Source organism: Ruegeria sp. CF5 (assembly GCF_056537325.1).
This window is the reverse complement of the sequence record NZ_JBQFRI010000012.1, coordinates 1-17,294: the sequence shown is the minus strand read 5'-3', so window position 1 is coordinate 17,294 and position 17,294 is coordinate 1. Positions and strand designations below refer to the sequence as shown.

The 17,294-nt window shown below is 52.5% G+C and carries 15 protein-coding genes; 5 read left to right on the top strand and 10 right to left on the bottom strand.

What is annotated here, in order from left to right:
- Positions 1-16: 16 nt before the first annotated feature.
- From ACR0NW_RS21040 to ACR0NW_RS21025, 4 genes are all read right to left on the bottom strand, one after another.
- Positions 17-361: a RidA family protein gene (locus tag ACR0NW_RS21040; protein ID WP_480452734.1), complete on the bottom strand. Its 345-nt coding sequence runs from the start codon at positions 359-361 to the stop codon at positions 17-19.
- A gap of 75 nt (positions 362-436) precedes the next feature.
- Complete coding sequence (locus ACR0NW_RS21035) at positions 437-1,408, bottom strand: helix-turn-helix domain-containing protein (protein ID WP_480452736.1); 972 nt, start codon at positions 1,406-1,408, stop codon at positions 437-439.
- Between the two features lie 25 nt (positions 1,409-1,433).
- A complete protein-coding gene (locus tag ACR0NW_RS21030) occupies positions 1,434-2,750 on the bottom strand; it encodes a D-serine ammonia-lyase (protein WP_480452737.1) in 1,317 nt (438 codons plus the stop codon).
- A 115-nt stretch (positions 2,751-2,865) separates the two neighbouring features.
- Complete coding sequence (locus tag ACR0NW_RS21025; RefSeq protein ID WP_480452739.1) at positions 2,866-4,131, bottom strand: serine hydroxymethyltransferase; 1,266 nt, start codon at positions 4,129-4,131, stop codon at positions 2,866-2,868.
- 107 nt (positions 4,132-4,238) lie between these two features.
- Between ACR0NW_RS21025 and ACR0NW_RS21020 the strand changes: the two genes are divergently transcribed.
- Complete coding sequence (locus ACR0NW_RS21020; protein ID WP_480452740.1) at positions 4,239-5,138, top strand: LysR family transcriptional regulator; 900 nt, start codon at positions 4,239-4,241, stop codon at positions 5,136-5,138.
- Between the two features lie 82 nt (positions 5,139-5,220).
- Here ACR0NW_RS21020 and ACR0NW_RS21015 read toward each other — a convergent pair whose 3' ends face one another.
- Positions 5,221-6,111 carry a LysR substrate-binding domain-containing protein gene (locus tag ACR0NW_RS21015; protein WP_480452742.1) on the bottom strand — a complete coding sequence of 297 codons (891 nt, stop codon included), beginning with the start codon at positions 6,109-6,111 and terminating at the stop codon, positions 5,221-5,223.
- A 396-nt stretch (positions 6,112-6,507) separates the two neighbouring features.
- Between ACR0NW_RS21015 and dctP the strand changes: the two genes are divergently transcribed.
- The 4 genes from dctP to ACR0NW_RS20995 all read left to right on the top strand — a co-directional run bounded on the left by dctP (position 6,508) and on the right by ACR0NW_RS20995 (position 10,315).
- Positions 6,508-7,515, top strand: a complete 1,008-nt coding sequence (gene dctP, locus ACR0NW_RS21010; protein ID WP_480452743.1) for a TRAP transporter substrate-binding protein DctP — start codon at positions 6,508-6,510, stop codon at positions 7,513-7,515.
- 123 nt (positions 7,516-7,638) lie between these two features.
- Positions 7,639-8,121 carry a TRAP transporter small permease gene (locus ACR0NW_RS21005; RefSeq protein ID WP_480452744.1) on the top strand — a complete coding sequence of 161 codons (483 nt, stop codon included), beginning with the start codon at positions 7,639-7,641 and terminating at the stop codon, positions 8,119-8,121.
- Positions 8,121-9,425 carry a TRAP transporter large permease gene (locus ACR0NW_RS21000; protein ID WP_480452746.1) on the top strand — a complete coding sequence of 435 codons (1,305 nt, stop codon included), beginning with the start codon at positions 8,121-8,123 and terminating at the stop codon, positions 9,423-9,425. Before ACR0NW_RS21005 ends, ACR0NW_RS21000 begins: the two co-directional genes overlap by 1 nt.
- A gap of 71 nt (positions 9,426-9,496) precedes the next feature.
- Positions 9,497-10,315, top strand: coding sequence for a universal stress protein (locus ACR0NW_RS20995; protein ID WP_480452748.1), 819 nt, complete (start codon positions 9,497-9,499; stop codon positions 10,313-10,315).
- A 605-nt stretch (positions 10,316-10,920) separates the two neighbouring features.
- Here ACR0NW_RS20995 and ACR0NW_RS20990 read toward each other — a convergent pair.
- The 5 genes from ACR0NW_RS20990 to ACR0NW_RS20970 all read right to left on the bottom strand — a co-directional run bounded on the left by ACR0NW_RS20990 (position 10,921) and on the right by ACR0NW_RS20970 (position 16,989).
- Entirely contained in the window at positions 10,921-12,030 is a 1,110-nt protein-coding gene (locus ACR0NW_RS20990) for a DUF4172 domain-containing protein (protein ID WP_480452749.1), read from the bottom strand.
- Between the two features lie 154 nt (positions 12,031-12,184).
- Positions 12,185-13,279, bottom strand: coding sequence for a helix-turn-helix domain-containing protein (locus ACR0NW_RS20985; protein ID WP_480452750.1), 1,095 nt, complete (start codon positions 13,277-13,279; stop codon positions 12,185-12,187).
- 138 nt (positions 13,280-13,417) lie between these two features.
- A complete protein-coding gene (repB, locus tag ACR0NW_RS20980) occupies positions 13,418-14,386 on the bottom strand; it encodes a plasmid partitioning protein RepB (RefSeq protein ID WP_480452752.1) in 969 nt (322 codons plus the stop codon).
- Positions 14,386-15,570, bottom strand: coding sequence for a plasmid partitioning protein RepA (repA, locus tag ACR0NW_RS20975; RefSeq protein WP_480452754.1), 1,185 nt, complete (start codon positions 15,568-15,570; stop codon positions 14,386-14,388). The genes repB and repA overlap by 1 nt, the downstream gene beginning before the upstream one ends.
- A gap of 363 nt (positions 15,571-15,933) precedes the next feature.
- Entirely contained in the window at positions 15,934-16,989 is a 1,056-nt protein-coding gene (locus ACR0NW_RS20970) for a tyrosine-type recombinase/integrase (RefSeq protein WP_480452756.1), read from the bottom strand.
- Between the last annotated feature and the right edge of the window lie 305 nt (positions 16,990-17,294).

Genomic DNA, 17,294 nt, shown 5'->3' with positions numbered 1-17,294 from the left:
ACCCGAATTGGCTGAATTACTCTGCTTCAACAGCAGTGACGATCACTTCGACGCGGAGCTGCGGACGCGCAAGTTTGGCCTCGCCGCAGGCCCGAGCCGGCGCATGACCCGCTGGAACCCACGCATCCCATACGTCATTCATTTCATTGAAGTCGGCCATGTCAGCTAACCAGACAATGGCTTGCAGCATGTGCTTGCGGGACGAGCCGTATTTTTCAAGAAGAGCGTCAACGCGGGACAGACAGTCTTTTGTTTGCTCGGCCACAGTGTCGCCGCTTCCGACCTGACCGCAGAGATACAGCACGCCGTTGTGTTTTACGACTTTGCTCATGCGTTGACCGGTTTCAAAACGTTCTATCATTTTATTGTCCTTGATTGGGAAGTTGGGTGTCTTCAGTTCGCAGTGTGACTTTTTTCTGTTAGGATATGAGCCCCACTATCTGTATCTGCTTGCCCGACAACGAATTGGTGTTGTTTCGTACCTTCTCCGAAATCGAAGGTTGAAGCTTGACCGCGACGTGAAACCAGTTGCGATCGATACTTCGTCAATCGACAAGTCTGTAAACTTCAGGAGATGGAAGGCGCGTTCCAAACGTATGTTCAGGTAGACGGATGTCGGCGTTTCCCCAAAAAACCTCTGAAACTTGCGTTGCACTTGACGCGGCGACGCCTCCAATGACTTCGAAAGCCCATCAAGGCAAAGCGGATCTTCCACGTTTTGTTTCATCATCGCTATGGCGCGACACAGAGTTGAATTTCCTTTCGCAAGTCGAAGGTAATGGTTCTCGGCCTCAGATCGGTTCGCGGAGGAAGAAAAAGTCAGGCCAATGTGGCTCAGAACTTGCTGCGCGAGAAACTCACCGCAGTCATCAGCGACCATAGACCCGATCATGTGCAACGCCGCAAGTTCACCGGTCGCGGAATGCACCTTGCCATGGCGGAAGGCTGGCACATCTTCCGGCGCTATCTGTATTGCCTCTTCATCAGCAGCTTCAAAAAATTTGGTGTGGATACAGAAGCTGTAGTTTCGAAGGAAAGGCACCTGAGCCGCAAGCAAGACCGCACCGCCAACGAGCCCGATGCGATCTGTGCATGGTAAGTGTGTTCTCAATAACCGTGTACCGATTTCACTTGGCAGCCATGGTTTGCTTAGGCCGCCAAACAAAATGACCGTTCGCATTGACAGGTTGGAACGCAAGGAAAACGCACTCTCTACACTGCGAACAACTTCAATTCGGTACTTCTTTTCTGATGCAAACCTATTCGTGAGTTTAAGCAACTCTAAACATGCTTTCACGGCATACATGGAGTTGTAGTCCTGAACGACAAAGACCACTTCTTTGGCGCTGCCGCTGTGCTCTCCCCAAAAATCATTTGGGTCGGCAATGATCTCGGTCTGATGCAACATAGCGTACCTCGGATAGGTGTTTGGCTCAGGGATCGTTGGGAGAGTTTTCCGGAGGCGTATCTGCCTTGTGTAGAAACTTGGAGAATTCCTGGTCCGGCACCAAGCTGCCGCCAGTCGCCCAAATCACGTGAACTGCGTTACACATCACAGGGCCTAAACAGTTTTCTTTCAGGTATTTCTGACCTTCATCAGAGCCCAGAACAATTGCGGGGCCGCCCAGACCAGCTGCAGCAGATGGTTCCAGTTTTTGCCCGGTTTTTTCCCACGCAACCCTCAACCAGCGGAAAAGGTCACTATCGCGTACCGTGTAAACACCACTCAGCAATGGCTGCATAACCTGCGCTACAAACCGGCTTACTTCGGCGACAGCCATTCCATCAGCTTCGGTCTTGTTTGTCAGGCCGATGTCGTAGACGGATACAGGTCTTTCTAAACCCGACGCCAGTTGAACCAAAGCGCAAGGGGACTGAGCAGGTTCGACGAAAAAGCTGTGCGCGAGTAAACCAAATTCCTGCACGATCCCGTAGGCTATTCCGCCTGGCGCCCCTCCGATCCCACAAGGAAGATAGAGAAACAAAGGCGTGTTTCGATCTATCCTAATACCTTTACTCTCTAACTGTTCACGCAGCTCTGACGCTGCGGCGGAGTAGCCGTAGAAGAGTAATTCGGATCTCTCATCATCAACAAAATAGGTATTGGGGTCATTGTCCGCTTCGGCGCGGGCTGCGGAAACCGCGGTGCCATAGTCGGCTTTGTGCTGTACAACCTGCACGTCATAGTTCCGCAGCCGCGCAACTTTCCATGGTTTTGCATCCGACGACATGTGAACAACGGCACGAAATCCAAGAGCGCGCGCTACGACACCAATGCTAAGTCCAAGGTTTCCGGTCGAGCCAACAGCAATAGTGTATTTTCCGAAAACGGACTTGATGGAGTCATTAGCGAGATGCTCGATCGGATCACAGGGCGACATCAAATTCAACTTGAGCGCCAACGACAAGGCGTACTGACACACCTCATAGATTCCGCCTCGAGCCTTTATCGAACCTGCCACAGGCAAGTTGTTGTCAGCTTTGAGAAAATACCGACCTTGCGAGAACCCGAATTCGCAATCTTGTGCCGTTAACTCTACCAAATCAGATGCCAAAATGCCCCTGCTGGTTTTCAACTCCGGAAAGCAGTTTTCAAGTAACGGGGCAAATTTTTCCCAATTGGCGACCGCTTCCGCCACCTTTTGGGGATGAGCAACGTCGTTTGAAACGTCCTGAACCGATATTCTGTTGGAATTGATCCACAGCACCGGGTCTCCTGATAGAAGTCGGGCTTTCAAGCTATGTTCCATAACGAATTAGACCCCGAAGTATCGCACCATTAGAGATTGAAGGAATTGCCCCGTCGCAAGGGAGTATGCGACGGGGCAGGTTTGTGGTCCGAATTTCAGACCACCTGGGAGTGTATTAGCTGGCGTAAGCGGGAAAGGCCGCGCACAAGTCCGCAACGGCGGCTTTGCAGCGCGAGACTGTCCCATCGGTTACGCCAGCGGCTTCTGCCTCAATGAGGTTTGCAATCAAGTTGCCAAGTTCTTCAAACTCGGTTTCTTTCATGCCGCGAGTGGTGGCGGCGCTCACTCCCAAGCGCAATCCAACCCATTCGGGCGGACGCGGGCTGTCATTTGGAATTGCGTTCTTGTTTGCAGTAATATTGGCCTTTTCCAGAACAACTTCAGCACGTTTGCCGGTGATGCCTTTCGGGCTGAGATCAACCAGCACTAAATGAGTATCGGTACCACCGGACACAATGCGTAACCCGCGACCCTGCAGCGTTTCTGCAAGTTTGGCCGCATTGGTTTTGACCTGAGCGCCGTATTCTTTGAACTCATCTGTCAGCGCTTCGGCGAGGCAAACCGCTTTCGCTGCCAGTACCTGGCTGTGAATCGAACCCTGAACGCCCGGGAATACGGCCGATTGCAGCTTTTTGAACCACTCCTCATTATTGGTGAGGATCAGGCCGCCACGAGGACCACGCAACGTTTTGGTGGTTGTACAGGTAACGATGTCGGCGTGAGGGAAAGGTGACGGGTGCACACCTGCTGCGACAAGGCCTGCAATGTGCGCCATATCCACATGGAAAAAGGCTCCTACATTCTTGGCGATCTGGCCCATGCGATCAAAGTCGATCTCACGTGGGTAAGCGGAACCACCAGTAATGAGCAGTTTGGGCTGGATTTCTTTAGCCAGATCCTCAAGCGCGTCGTAATCGATAACTTCGGTTTCAGCATCAACACCATAATGGTGCGGTTCGAACCAGCGTCCGGACAGGTTGGCTTTCAGTCCGTGGCTCAGATGGCCACCGGCCGCCAGATCCAGCGACAAAACCTTGTCGCCCGGCTTGAGCAGCAAGAAGAAGACCGCCAGATTGGCTTGGCTGCCCGAATGAGGTTGAACGTTAGCATAGTCGCAGCCGAACAGCTCTTTCGCACGATCAATTGCAGCCTGCTCGACGATGTCGACAAACTGTCCACCGCCATGGAAGCGGTTGCCGGGATAGCCTTCCAGTGTCTTGTTGGTCATCTCGTGTCCGAGGACATCCAAAACCGCACGGCTGACGATGTTTTCTGAAGCGATCAGTTCGATCTGATCTTGCTGACGCTGTTTTTCGTTAACCAGCGCTTCTGCAACAACAGGATCGGTCACCACGATAGGGGTCGAAAAATGTTGCGACATTGGATTTCCTCCAGAGGGGTTTCGATTGAATAAAAATCCGCAGTTTGTCTGGCCAAAGCAAATCAGTATTGCTATTTTTTTGGCGCAGAAAAACTAAGGCTAAACCAATGTCACTTTCTCCCCGCCGCCCAAAAGGACCGCACCTGAACGCCCTGCGGGCATTTGAAGCCGCTGCCCGATTGAAGAGCTTTGCTGCGGCTGCCGACGAGCTATCCGTTACTCCAGGTGCAATCACTCAACACGTCAAATCCCTCGAAGCTTGGGCTGGGGCTCAGTTGTTTGTCAGGAACGCGCGAGGCATAACTCTCACGCCTTTGGCGGAGAAACTCTTACCCGGATTTAGCAAAGCATTCGATCAGCTTGGCGACGTCGTGCAAGAGTTGCGTGCAACTGCACAACCGCTGAAAGTCAAAGTTGCCGCCCTGCCATCGGTTGCGCAACTTTGGTTGGCTCCTCGGCTCGGGAAACTACGCCTTGTCGCTCCGGAAATTTCCGTTTCGGTGGTGGCTCTAGAAGCCCCACCAAACCTCGCTCGGGAGCCGTTTGATTTGACACTCTTCTATAGCCGCGCGGTGTTGGGAGAAAACGAAATTCCAATCTCGGATGATATCATTTTTCCAGTGTGCGCTCCTGCGGTTGCGGCACGCCTGCATTCAATCACTGATCTTTCGAATGAGACCCTTTTGATTGACGAATCTTGGACAGATGATTGGCAATTTTGGTTGAACGGCCAGCCAGATGGCAACTCCGTGGTACAATCAGGAACGACACATTCTCTATTTTCCGTAGCCTTGGAGGAAACCCGCCATGGCGGGGGAGTATTGATGGCACACGAATTGCTGGTGCGCGAACTCTTGGAAAGTGGAGCCCTCGTTCGCCCTTTCGAAGGTTCACTGAAGCTTCCTCGGAAACTTGTAGCCAAGTACACTTCATCATTTCGCAGGTCGCCTGCCTTTGACAAGGTGCTATCGCTCCTGCTGGACGAATTGCACTCAAACACAGCGTAGCCAAACTCAAGTCGATTAGCGTTACAAGCTCATATTAGTGCCGTAGAAAATGGGTCGGAAAAGTTGGTATCGCCACCCCACCTCATTGCTTAGCAACTTTCTCCTTTTCTGATCTAACCCAATCCCAAAAAACTCGTACATTTGGTTTATTGAGGTTTTCTTCGGATGTTAGGACGAAATAGCTTTTCGGAGCCTCTATCTCCTGCTCGAAGGGTTTTACTAACCGTCCAGAAGAAATCTCTTTGTCCAACAAACCTGTATGACCGATCGCGACTCCGCCCCCGTCGATGGCGGTTTGTATCAATGCGGAGTACAACGAAAAACCGAGAGAATTCTTAAGCTCAGGGCCACCGACTTCTAACAGCCAATAATTCCAGTCCTCGTCCCAGTAGAGATCATACAGTGCTGGTACACTAAGAAGGTCATCAAGTGTCATCCCATCGGGGTATTCGCGCAGCAATTGGGGTGAGCAAACTGGCGTCAGCCTTTCAGACAGAAAGCGCATTGTGACGAACTCGTCAGGAGGCGTCTCACCATGCCAAATCATGATATCAAGATTGCCGGTTCGGAAGTCTGGTTCTATCAAATCTGCGATGAGTTCGGCTTTGACGTCCGGAAAATGGTTCAGAAACCTTTGGACAAGCGGCAATACCAGCCTTTCAGAAACAACATGCAAAGCTCCAATTCGCATCGGTTGTGCCTCATACTGCGCCTTGAATATTTGCGTCTTTCGTTTGAAGTCACCAAGCAACGATTGAGCGATTTCGAGGTACTTTTGTCCAGCTTCGTTAAGCTCAACCCCTCGTGAATGCCGTTGGAACATTTCAACGCCCAAACCTTGCTCAAGGTTTTTAACCTGATGAGCTATCGCCGCTGACGTTAAGTTCAATTCGTCTGCCGCCTTCTTGAAACTGTTTAGGCGCGCTGCTGCCTCAAATGCGCGCAGCGAATAAATCGGGGGCAAGCTGGGCATACTCTCTTCTTCCAAGTTACGTAGAGCTAAATTCAGTGAAGGTTACTTCCATTTGGTCGTTTTCCAGACTTGGGAATGGGTCTTCGGCCTTTATCGAATTACCAGCTTCGACATAAATATTATTTTGTCAATCTCCTGCAATCGACAGTAATTCGATTCACATGCCGAGTTTTACTCAACCGCTTGTAAATAAGAAAAAAGTTGATACTTTCCATGTATACTTCTCCCCATCTCTCTATCCATTGAGATACTACCATTTGACTTTAGGCATAAAATTTCTTTGCCAAGACCAAAATCTTCCAGTTTGTCAGGATCGCCTCAAGGTCGGACAAATTATGTACTGTCGGACCTCCTGCATGTGGTGGGCGGTTGAGACAACAGAACTTGGGAGGAGTTATGAACTTCAATCATTTTTCTAAGTTTGCCGTAGCAACCGTGTTTGCTACGGGAACGATGCTGTCGGCCATTAACCCGGCGCAAGCAGACGAGCGGTTCACCTTGGCACACCCAATGCCGCCTGAGCACATCTTCCATCCGACTTCCGAGAAGTTCATGGAAGCCCTGGGGGAAGGATACGAGGTCGAGTATCACCCAGGTGGAGACCTCGGCGACTGGACGTCTTTGTTTGAGCAGTCCATGCAAGGTGCAGTCCCAATGACCATGACCTTCGCGGCAACAGAATTCGATCCGCGCCTGAACATTTTCGCAGCTGGGTACATTGTCGACAGCTGGGAGCAAGCCCGCGAGCTCTATGGGCCTGGCGGCGCACTTATCCCGGTGTACGACGAAATCCTGGCGGACCTCGATATGAAACTCGTCGGCGTGCTGCCGGTCGACTTTGGGGGCTACGCGATCCGCAAAGGTGTGGGCGAAGTACCGCTGAACCTGCCGGAAGAAGGCAATGGCATCAAAGTTCGTGTGCCTGGCCTGGAAATCGCCATCAAACGCTATGAACTGCTGGGCTTTAGCCCGGTTCCGATGCCATTCTCCGAATTGTATACCGCCCTGCAGCTGGGCACCGTGGACGGTCGTACTTTTGGTCCACCGCCGGAAATCTGGCAGATGCGCGACGTGTTGGAAGCATACGTCTACAGCAAGGACTATTTCGAGCACGCCTATTGGCTGGTCAACAAAAGCTGGTGGGACGGTTTGTCTGACGAAGACCGCAGTGAAATCCAAGGCGCGGTAGACACAGCCGTTGGATGGGCCTGGGACGAGGCCCAGAACATCAGTGACAAAACGCTGGAAGACATTCGTGGCGCAGGAATCGATGTCGTTGAGTTCTCACCCGAGCAGCTCGAAGCCGTGAAAAAGATTGTCTACGAGCAGGAATGGCCTTTCCTCGAAGAAATCGTAGGCCCGGAGACAACCGCAGCCCTGAAGTCTGCGGCCGGCATCAACTAACGATGCCTCCTCCCGACTGCCCGGCAAATTGCCGGGCAGTTTTTATCAGAACAATCCATGTAACGGGGGGAACAAATGACACCCGAAACTACGGGAATAACCGCGTTTGAACGGGGGTTCTTGTTGATCCTCAAATCAGCAATGATCTTCTTTGCGCTTTCACTTGCCATACTGATGTTTGTCACCGTGATCATGCGGTACGGAATGTCCAACCCATTCTTGGCGATCGAAGAAGCCTCGATTTTGCTGGGAATTTGGCTGTACTTTGTGAGCGCCAGTTACGTTACAGGCACGCGCGCGCATATATGCGGCGGCGCGTTGCATCTGGTCGTTAAGAGCGAAAAGAAGAAAAACTATGTGCGTCTGATGACGTCTTTGATCTGCCTGGGCGTAACGTTGGTCGCGCTGTACTACGCCGCTCAATACGGCTGGTTCACATTCGAACGAGGACGAAAAAGCACTTACTTGCAGTGGCCACGATCAATCTGGGTCGCAAGCATGGTGTTTGGTTTTGCCGTAATGGCGCTGTTTTTCCTGCTTCAAACCATGCGTGATGCCATGAAAATCCGAGATTTTAACGAACAAAACGTGATGGGAGAATCCTGATGCTCGCGGTTTCTGTGGCACTCATACTGATTGTCGTCCTGCTGATGCTGGAGGTTCCGGTTGCGTTTGTATTCGGACTGGCATCGTTGGTAATTGTTCTGATTACCGGGCGAGACATCGCCTTCCTCATTCCCTATGCGTACCAACAGGAAAGCAGCTTTGCGCTGCTGGCTTTGCCGCTCTTCGTGATCGCAGGCTCGTTGATGGGGGCCAGTGGCATTTCGGATCAGTTGGTTCGATTTGTGAACGCATTTGTTGGCTCCATCAAAGGTGGGCTTGGTGCCGTAACCATCGTGACCTGCGCCCTGTTTGGCGCAATCGCTGGCAGCGGGTCTTCCGCGATTGCCGCAATCGGTTCGATGATGATCCCCCGCATGGTCGAGGCCGGCTATCCGCGTTCTTACGCCATTTCACTGGTTGCGTGTTCCTCGGTTCTGGCCATTCTGATCCCTCCGAGTGTCGCGATGATCCTGTTCGCGATCACAAGTGGCCTTTCGGTCGCCGCCTGTTTCCTTTCCACCATCATTCCCGGTGTGCTGATCATGGCGATCTATGTGATCATGAACGGGTTTGAGGCGCGCAGGTTCAAAGATCTTGAGGTCGAGCCCAAGGTGACCCTGCCGCAGCGCGCTGGGAAAATCTTCCGCGCAACCAAAGGCGCCTTCTGGGCCCTGCTGATGCCGGGGATCATGCTGGGCGGGATCTATGGTGGGATCTTCACACCGACCGAGGCCGCAGCTGTTGCCCTGATCTATACCCTTCCCGTCGGGTTCATAATCTACAAGGGTCTGAACATGCGCACGACGACGGATGCGCTTGTCGAAGGTTCGCGCAACACTGGCGCCATCATGATGATGCTGTTCTTCCTGTTCATCATGAGCCGCGCAATGGTGCAAGAGAACATCCCGAAAGACATCGCCGACTTCATGCTTTCGATCTCGGACAACAAGATGGTCATTCTGCTGATGATCAACCTGTTGCTGCTGATGCTGGGCATGTTGGTTGACGATACGGCCGGCGCTGTTTTGGCGGCGATTGTTCTCCTGCCTGTTACCAATGAGATTGGCATCCACCCGATCCACTTTGCGGCCATTGTCGGCACCAACCTCGGCCTGGGGAATGTCACGCCACCCTGTGCCCCACTCCTCTTCATGTCCGGGGCGATTGGGGGTCAGACAATTGACCAATACATCAAACCCACTCTGAAATTCATGCTGATTGGCCACCTGCCTGTGGTGCTGCTTGTGACTTACATTCCCGACATTGCGCTGTACCTGCCGCGCACCCTGATGGGGATACTGTAAGCAGTCTGAGGCCCCGCGCAGACAGGCTCGGGGCCTTCTTACACGAAATCGACTGAGTAAAGGGACAAACTATGCCGCTCAAAGATATTCTCGTTGCATTCAGCAATGGCAGCACGTCAAAAACCGTTCTCAACTTTGGTTTGTCACTGGCTGACCAGGCAGGCGCAAAGATCACCGCAATTCACGTGACACCGCCGGTGATGGAAGAAAACCAGATTCTGTCCTGGATGCCCGAGCGGCTCATGAAACAAGTTCAGCGTGCTAACGAAGAAGTGCCGATCAAAGCCAAAGAGGCGCTTGACCAGCAAATCGGTACGTCCAGAACAGTGAACTGGCGTGTGGAGTTGGGGGACGTTTCAGACAAGCTTGCATCACACTCCCGCCTGCATGATCTTTTGATTGTTGGGAAATACGCTGAAACAACCGAAGAATCCGGAGCCCATGTTCGGTCGGAGCATATCGTAACACGGTCGGGGCGTCCGCTTATTGTCGTACCGCAGAGCTGGAATGCTGGAGGGCCGCTCAAAAGAGTGGTCGCTGCCTGGGATGGCGGTTTGACTGCGACACGAGCTCTGTGTGATCTGCTGCACCTGATGCCGTTCATAGACCATTTGGATGTGGTGAGTGTAACTCAGGCGAGCGAAAACGCATCTCCTTTGAAAGAGCTGAAAGAACACCTTTCACACCACTGCCAAAACTTCAGTGTAACTGCGTTGAAACCCGAGGGGGCGACCGCCATCCAAATCCTAAATTACTGCCGGGAAACCGAGGCCGACATCTTGGCAATTGGTAGCCGAGGGACCCCCCGTTTACGCAGTGGGCTGGTGCACGGTGGAACTGGGCGTACGATCCTTGATCGGTCCGATACACCGGTTTTCGTATCTCATTAATCACTTCGACCGAAGAAGCGCGGATATGCACGTCACTCTGCAGGTGGGCAAACCAAGTAAAAGCACGTCCAAAATCAAAAGTCGGCGCACTACTAATACTTGTCCGCAACTTCACTTTACGCGGTGAGTTTCCTTACACCCAGTCTCACAAGTGGTGTGGCAGCCCGCTGAAAATGTAGCGGGCTGCGTTTGTTCGTATGAGTTGGTCTATGGGTTTGAGAACACAATCCTAAATGCAGATCTTCGCTTTAGATGAGCCCTACCAGCCCTTCGGAAGGATTGAGTCTTTGAACATTTTGTCCATTGCCTTTTGCGGCAGGAACCGACGCAAGAACGTCAACATCTTTGCATCTTTTCCGATGAAGCGCGCAGCCGTGTTGCACACCGTCCTCGAGCAGATGGAGAAAACACACGTGGACGCGCTGATTAAAGATTCGCTTAACCCTGAGCCCGTGGCAATTATACGAGCCTGTTAGGACTTATTGGGGGCCGAGCACCAGTTGTGAGGACGGCAATCGAATGTCCGTTTTTGGTAGGGACGGCCGGATGTATTTGCTCCTGTAGCAAATGGCAGCTATCCGCCCTTCGTGCCGTACTTTAGCCCCCTACCCGTCCCGATCCAGCTTCAACCAATAGCGTGTGTACCGGAGTTCACCCGTTCGGATCAGAGCGCCCTTCTCTACTAGATCCTGGAGATCCCGTGTCGCAGTGGCGCGCGACGTTCCCGTGATCGATATATAGTTCTCGGCACTTAACCCCCCTTTGAACCCATCCGGCCCAGCCTTGAATAGACGGGTGATTACCTTGCTTTGGCGCGCATTGAACTGATCACGATGACGGTCATAGAAATGCGTCTTGGATATGAAGAACCTTACCCGCTCAAGAGTCACCTGCTGCGCTGTAAGGACAGTCTCGGCAAACCAGATAAGCCATGGTGTCACGTCTAGCGTCTTTTGATGACGTTCGAGCTGATCGTAGTAAGCCTTCCGCTCTCGCTCAATCGTGAAAGCAAGAGCAATCAGGCTTGGTTGCCCAATGTTCTGTGCCAGGGACTTTTCAGCCAGCGCCCTGCCCAAGCGGCCATTGCCGTCTTCAAAGGGGTGAATGCTCTCGAAATACAGATGGCTCAATCCGGCCCGGAGCAGTGCGCGCAATGGTTCGGGACCATCCGGTGCGGTCCGGTTAAACCAGGTTACGAACTGGTCCATTTCCGCTGGAACCTGATTTGAAGGTGGCGCTTCGAAATGCACCGTTGGGCGGTTGAGCCTGCCTGAGACGATTTGCATTGCATCCTCATGGCTCCGGTATGATCCAATCGTTTCCAGATGCCTGTCGTGGGAAAGAAGCATGTCATGCCACCGAAACAGGGTGTTATGTGACAGTGGTTCCGAATAGGTGGAATAAACGTCCACCATCATCTCTGAAACGCCCTGCTCGCGCGGTTTGGATGGATAGCTGTCGGGAGCCAGTCCAAGATGCCGACGCAAGGAAGATTGCACGCTGAGCCGATCCAGCATCTCACCTTCGATCGCGCTGGTCTTCATCGCTTCTTCGCTTAACAGATCGATACGCAATTGATCCCGATCCGAAGCGTTCACATGATGAACCGCGCCAAGCACTTCCCCTGAGGACAACAGGAATTGTTGCTCGTACGGTTCGAGTCTTGCGGCATCGAAACGAAAAGTCGGCCAATCATGGTTCTGCCAGTTCCACATCGTGAGGTATAAGTCTCCTTTCTATAGCTCAATATTTATGGTTACGTGATTTATAGAGGTCAATCCTATTGCTCACCTTATTTAAAATCTTCAATCCGATCATCGATTGGACGTGTAATCGGAAAACGGTAAATCTCATCCTCTTTCCTAAAATTTATGTAGCATTGGTGGTCCGCGACAGCATTGCCTTTGGGGACATCTCTCCCTTTTCGATCTTAGCCAGCAAAGAAATCAGGTAAGCCCTTGGAGATTGGATATTCTCAACACGTTGAAAGATGTATCCGAGAACAATGAAGCGAATAGCTGGGCCAAAGGTTGATTTAATTGCATACCAGGTTTGGCCAAGCCGTAGATACTCGGCAATATCATCCATAAGCCTATCACAGTGCTGCTGATCTTTAGCAAAGCGTAGTTCTGAGCATAGCCGTGGAAAACTGCGCTCCATTTGGTCTGGAGAAACCTGAATCTGAGAAAGTTTCTTTTTCTTAACTTCCGGATTCAAAGAGTCCTCTTTGTGCCCCTCAATTTGACTGTCAGTGGCCCTCAAATTTTCTGTATCCGTCTGTGTTATCTCGGAGATTTCCACAGAGATTTCTGCCAGCAATTCGCTGAGTACATTCGCATCTGGTTTGCGACGCAGAGCATTGCGTACGGTGGTCATCAAATCAGAGATCGCGGTGTCGTTTGCTACGAGTTCCCTAAGGCGCGCCAGAGCGGCCGAAACCTTGTCGCGGAGTACAGTGAATTCCAGAACTTGATCAGCATGCCTCTGGGCTTCCTGGATGAACTCAGCGTGCCGTTCAGACAAAGGCATCAAGGAGAGCCCAGTTGCGGTGACTACCCTGCCCTGTCGATCCCGGCGCGCCCATCGCTTGCCATTTGCGCTCATGACTCGACGAATAAGTCCAAGCTCAACCAGCGTCGAGATATGACGCTCAACTGTCTGCACGCTGACATGAGTTCGTTTGGCGATCGCTGCGTTGGAAGCGAAGCAGATGTAATGATCATCCTGATCCGCAGCAATCTGATCACCGCCCACAAAGGAAATCATGGTTCTCAGGACATTGAGAGTTGTGGATTTTAACCCAAGAGGTTTTCGAGCTTCTTCAACGGCGCGAAGAAGTATCCATTTTTTGGGCGTACAACTCCCCTGCCCTGCCGTTCCCGACAAGGTTGCTCCATTTGGAGCCAATGCTGTTAGTGTTTTCATGATTATTTTTCGGCAGACAAAAATTACCCGTTCGCTCAAGAGCGTTTTTTCTTGTGTGGCGATTCGTGTGCTGCTAGATTCTAGGTGTCTAATCTAAGAATTGCGCTTTGCGCAGCAGCCCTCGAAGCTCCGGTTTCGGGGGTTTTGTTTGTTTGCCTTCCTCCTTTCTGCTCGTCCTCAGTTCTTTTTCTCGGTGTTTACAGCTGTAAACTCAGCGTGTGAGCGCTTGATGATTTCAGCCATGTTTTTGTCCAACCAGCTAGCGAAGCCAGCGTTAGCTCCGGTCCTTTTGACCGAAACAGTTAGTGATCCGTTGGTGGATTTGATTGTAACGCCTTCAATTGGGCTTACTTCTGCTGCACTTTCTCTTTGTCGTGCACCACGTTTGACAGCTGCTTTAAGGAGCATTTCCAGCCGATCATCTGACGACATCGATGGCTCAATGGTTGCAAGCAGGTTGGCCGCTTCATCTTCCGCCAGCTTGCCTGCAACGAAGTGTTCTGCAAGCACGGTCCATTTTGGGCGGCCAGATTTTGGGGCTGCGCCGATCATGTCACCAATCTTTGCAGGAACATGTTGCGTAACTTTTGTCAGGTGAGACAGCCCTGATTTCGAAACGTTCAATACTTGCCGCACCGTTGCAGTGTCATGCCCTGAAGTCAGGATCGCCTCGGCGAAACGTGCTTTCTCGTAGAAGGAAAGATTGCGCCTCGCAGCATTCTCAAGTCCCTTGGCGAGAAGCGCTGAAGCATCGTCGATATCCTGAACATTGGCGCGGACTTTAATACCGAGTTCACGACAGGCTTTGAGCCTCCTCCTCCCATAAATTGCCTCGTATCGACCGTCGGATTTCGATTTTCTGACAAGAATGGGAACTTGTTGGCCACCTTCTTGGATGCTCGACATCAAGCTTTCAAAGCTATCGTCTTCTTCGTCAGTGTTTACAGCTGTAAACTCACCAAGCCTATCGGCTGGCCCCCAATCGTCGATCAGACCAGGGTCAATTTCCCTGATTGCGGCCAAGGAGCCCTGAAGCGCACCAAGTGCAGGGGCATTGGGTTTTGGGGCTTTATCGATGGCCTTGGGGCTAGAGCGCGCGATGGTGTTTGCGATCCCCGACATCTCCTGAAGCGATTTTCTAGCCATTAGATGCGTCCCCATGCTTGATGGATCATTTGCTCTACCTCAGAGCCGATCGCATCCATTGAGTTCTTTGCCCGATCATAAGTTGCGCGTGTCATTTCCGACCGCACGACTTCGTAAATTGATTGCTTGAGCATTGTGGCGTCACTGATTGCGGTGCTTTTGAGGGCCGTAGCTGACATAACGCGATCCTGAAACAGTGCTCGCATGAACGAAGCCAGTTGTTGAGACGGTACGTCTGTCGGCTCGTCACGCGTTATCAGGAATTTGAAGTTATCGTATTCGAGCGTAGCGCCAGCATCTTCAATGACTGCCATGTAAGCACCAGCGAGTTCGAGAAATTGAGCCGTCGAAGACACGTCCAGCATCGAAGGTGTCAGTGGCACAAGCAATGAACTGGCAGCGGCCATCCCGGCTATCGTCAAGAATCCAAGTTGGGGTGGGCTATCAATCAGAACTAGGTCAAAATCGCCTTCTACCTGGGCCAGGGCATTCCGTATTCTCGTAAAGAACGGATGGTCCGGGTTGGAGTGAACGGCAGATTCTGTCTCAAATTCGGAAAGAACAAGCCGTGACGGTGCCACAGATAGGCCGGGGAAGTATGTCGGAAGTACAACGTCCGCTATATCTACCGGATCTTCATATCGAATAGCATCGTAAATCGTCAGCCCGTCAAACTCTATTTCCGGGCTGATGCCGCACATGGATGTAAGAGAGCCTTGAGGATCCAGATCAACAGCCAGTACACGGTAACCGCGAAGCGCAAAATAGTGAGCCAGGTGAATTGTCGTGGTGCTCTTGCTGCTGCCACCTTTGAAGTTCATCAACTGCCAGACTTGGAGCTTTTCTCCTTCGGTCCGGCGAGGGATATAGCGCCCTTTTTTGCGAGAGGTTTTCTCAAGCGTTTCGCGAGCCTCCAAAAGCTCATGGGCGTTATAGTAACGTCGACCGCTGCGCACGTCTTTTGGTTCAGGAATCGTTCCTTCTGCGTGGACCTTGCGCATGAATTGACCTGAGACACCTAAGAGTTCGGCCGCTTCTGGGGCTGCAAAGTTGCGCAGTGATTTGGTGTTATCGGGGGCAAATGCCGCAAGAAGATGTTCCCGGATAGCCGAGTTTAATCTCTCAGAAATTTCCGTGGCGAGAGCCGATGGTCGTTCTGCCATAAGTGGTGTCACGGGAATCATGTAGTTGCCTCAAATTAAAGAATGTGGTCATTTTTGCGCCACTTGAGACAAACAGCCGTGATTCATTGTCCTAAGTCAAGGATTTTCGCTTATATTGTGGGTTCTACAAAGCTGAAAACTACATACGCTTTGCATCAGAGCCAAGTGGTTTACAGCTGTAAACCTTGTTGGAGTGGTTCTCGGCTTTATAGCCCATGAAGTTCTGCCGTGCAAAAAAGTAGGCGCGCGCACAAAACTCTTCTGAATGCTCCGCCTCGAGTTGAGTTTTTCATAGCGAGCAGTTGGCACAAAAAGTAGCGGCTTGCTCTCCAAGACAATTAATGGGGAAGGGCAGGGGGCCAAATGAGCTAATCGGGTACTTCCTCACCTCAGCAGATTCGCCGTCGGATTTTCGGAGATATCCACATCGTCATAGTATTTCTGGGCCTGAGCCATGGAGCGATGCAGCGACAGGCGCATGGCGGCCTGGATCGGGGCGCCGTCCAGTGCAGCCTGGGTCAGGAAGCCGGAGCGCAGCCCGTGGGGGGACGCGAAGTCTTCGGGCAGCCCGGCCAGTTTTAGCCGGTGTTTGACGATCTGCGCAATGGCATCCGGGGACAGGCGGCGCTTCAGCACCCGGTCCGCTTTCGAGATCGGGCGGAACAGCGGGCCGTCCTGAATTCCGCCTACCTCAATCCAATGCGCGAGCGCCTGTGCCGCGCGGCCCTTTAGAACCAGCCGTGGGGTCTCGCCCTTTTGGGTGGTTTTGGTCTCCAGCAGCGAAATCCAAATCACCCCTGTTTTGTCGAACTCCTTCAGCGACACGTCCTCGCGCATCAGCCCGGTGATTTCCGAGCGGCGCGGGCCGCCAGAAGCCCAGCCCAGCATCAGCAAAGCCCGGTCGCGGCAGTCTCGGCGTGAACCCCGGCAGGTGGCCAACAGTTGCTCCAGCACGTCGCGGGTGATCGGGTGCTGTGATTTCGGGGCAGGGAGCCGGGCCGCAGCGCGGCGGGCCCTGGCGCGGGCCTGTTTCACCTGGGGAGCGTCAAAAGGCGAGGGGAGATTCTTCATCCGGTGAAACGCCAGCCAGGAGGCGATGCGCCGGACCAGCGTCGAGGGCGCCGGGCAGGCGAGGGATTTGCGCAGCCCTTGCGCGATCAGAGCTTCGGCGGTTTCGCGCGCGCGGTCTTCCGAGACCGCGTCACTCAGGTCGCGGGCGTGATCCAGGATGAAGGACAGAGCAGTTTCTTCGGTCTCGGGCCAATCCAGCGCAGCATCGAAGCGCGCCGCCTTCCATGCAGTTATATAGATCAGGTCACGCTCATAAGCCCGCAACGTGTTGGCGGCCGTGCCACGCACATAAAGATCAGTGAGCGCCTCCTGATCTGCCGCAGACAGGGCGGGGGAGGGAGTGGGAAGATAAGGGGCAGGAAGCGTCATGGCCTGCATCATGGGGGATATTTTCGGGCAAATCAATCATAAGTGATAAGCGGTACTTATCAGATGTAAAAGCAAAGTCAGAAATTGACTCATGTAATGTGCAAAAAGTGCGAATTTTGATCGTAAAACAGGTAGGTGGTTGCGCTAAAACCCACAAACACTTTCCAACAGAACCATTAGCGAAAGGGAAAATTGGTTCTGTCGCAAACTTTTAGATGGCAGAGCATCAGTGGAATTGGTGGGCGGTTTACGCCACCAGTTCGGCGAACTGCTGAAACGGACGGAGTCCAGGCGTGAATTGACCT

Coding starts and splice junctions, on each gene's coding strand:
- ACR0NW_RS21040 (WP_480452734.1), bottom strand. CDS start 361: ATGATAGAACGTTTTGAAACCGGTCAACGCATGAGCAAAGTCGTAAAA.
- ACR0NW_RS21035 (WP_480452736.1), bottom strand. CDS start 1,408: ATGTTGCATCAGACCGAGATCATTGCCGACCCAAATGATTTTTGGGGA.
- ACR0NW_RS21030 (WP_480452737.1), bottom strand. CDS start 2,750: ATGGAACATAGCTTGAAAGCCCGACTTCTATCAGGAGACCCGGTGCTG.
- ACR0NW_RS21025 (WP_480452739.1), bottom strand. CDS start 4,131: ATGTCGCAACATTTTTCGACCCCTATCGTGGTGACCGATCCTGTTGTT.
- ACR0NW_RS21020 (WP_480452740.1), top strand. CDS start 4,239: ATGTCACTTTCTCCCCGCCGCCCAAAAGGACCGCACCTGAACGCCCTG.
- ACR0NW_RS21015 (WP_480452742.1), bottom strand. CDS start 6,111: ATGCCCAGCTTGCCCCCGATTTATTCGCTGCGCGCATTTGAGGCAGCA.
- dctP (WP_480452743.1), top strand. CDS start 6,508: ATGAACTTCAATCATTTTTCTAAGTTTGCCGTAGCAACCGTGTTTGCT.
- ACR0NW_RS21000 (WP_480452746.1), top strand. CDS start 8,121: ATGCTCGCGGTTTCTGTGGCACTCATACTGATTGTCGTCCTGCTGATG.
- ACR0NW_RS20995 (WP_480452748.1), top strand. CDS start 9,497: ATGCCGCTCAAAGATATTCTCGTTGCATTCAGCAATGGCAGCACGTCA.
- ACR0NW_RS20990 (WP_480452749.1), bottom strand. CDS start 12,030: ATGTGGAACTGGCAGAACCATGATTGGCCGACTTTTCGTTTCGATGCC.
- repB (WP_480452752.1), bottom strand. CDS start 14,386: ATGGCTAGAAAATCGCTTCAGGAGATGTCGGGGATCGCAAACACCATC.
- repA (WP_480452754.1), bottom strand. CDS start 15,570: ATGATTCCCGTGACACCACTTATGGCAGAACGACCATCGGCTCTCGCC.
- ACR0NW_RS20970 (WP_480452756.1), bottom strand. CDS start 16,989: ATGACGCTTCCTGCCCCTTATCTTCCCACTCCCTCCCCCGCCCTGTCT.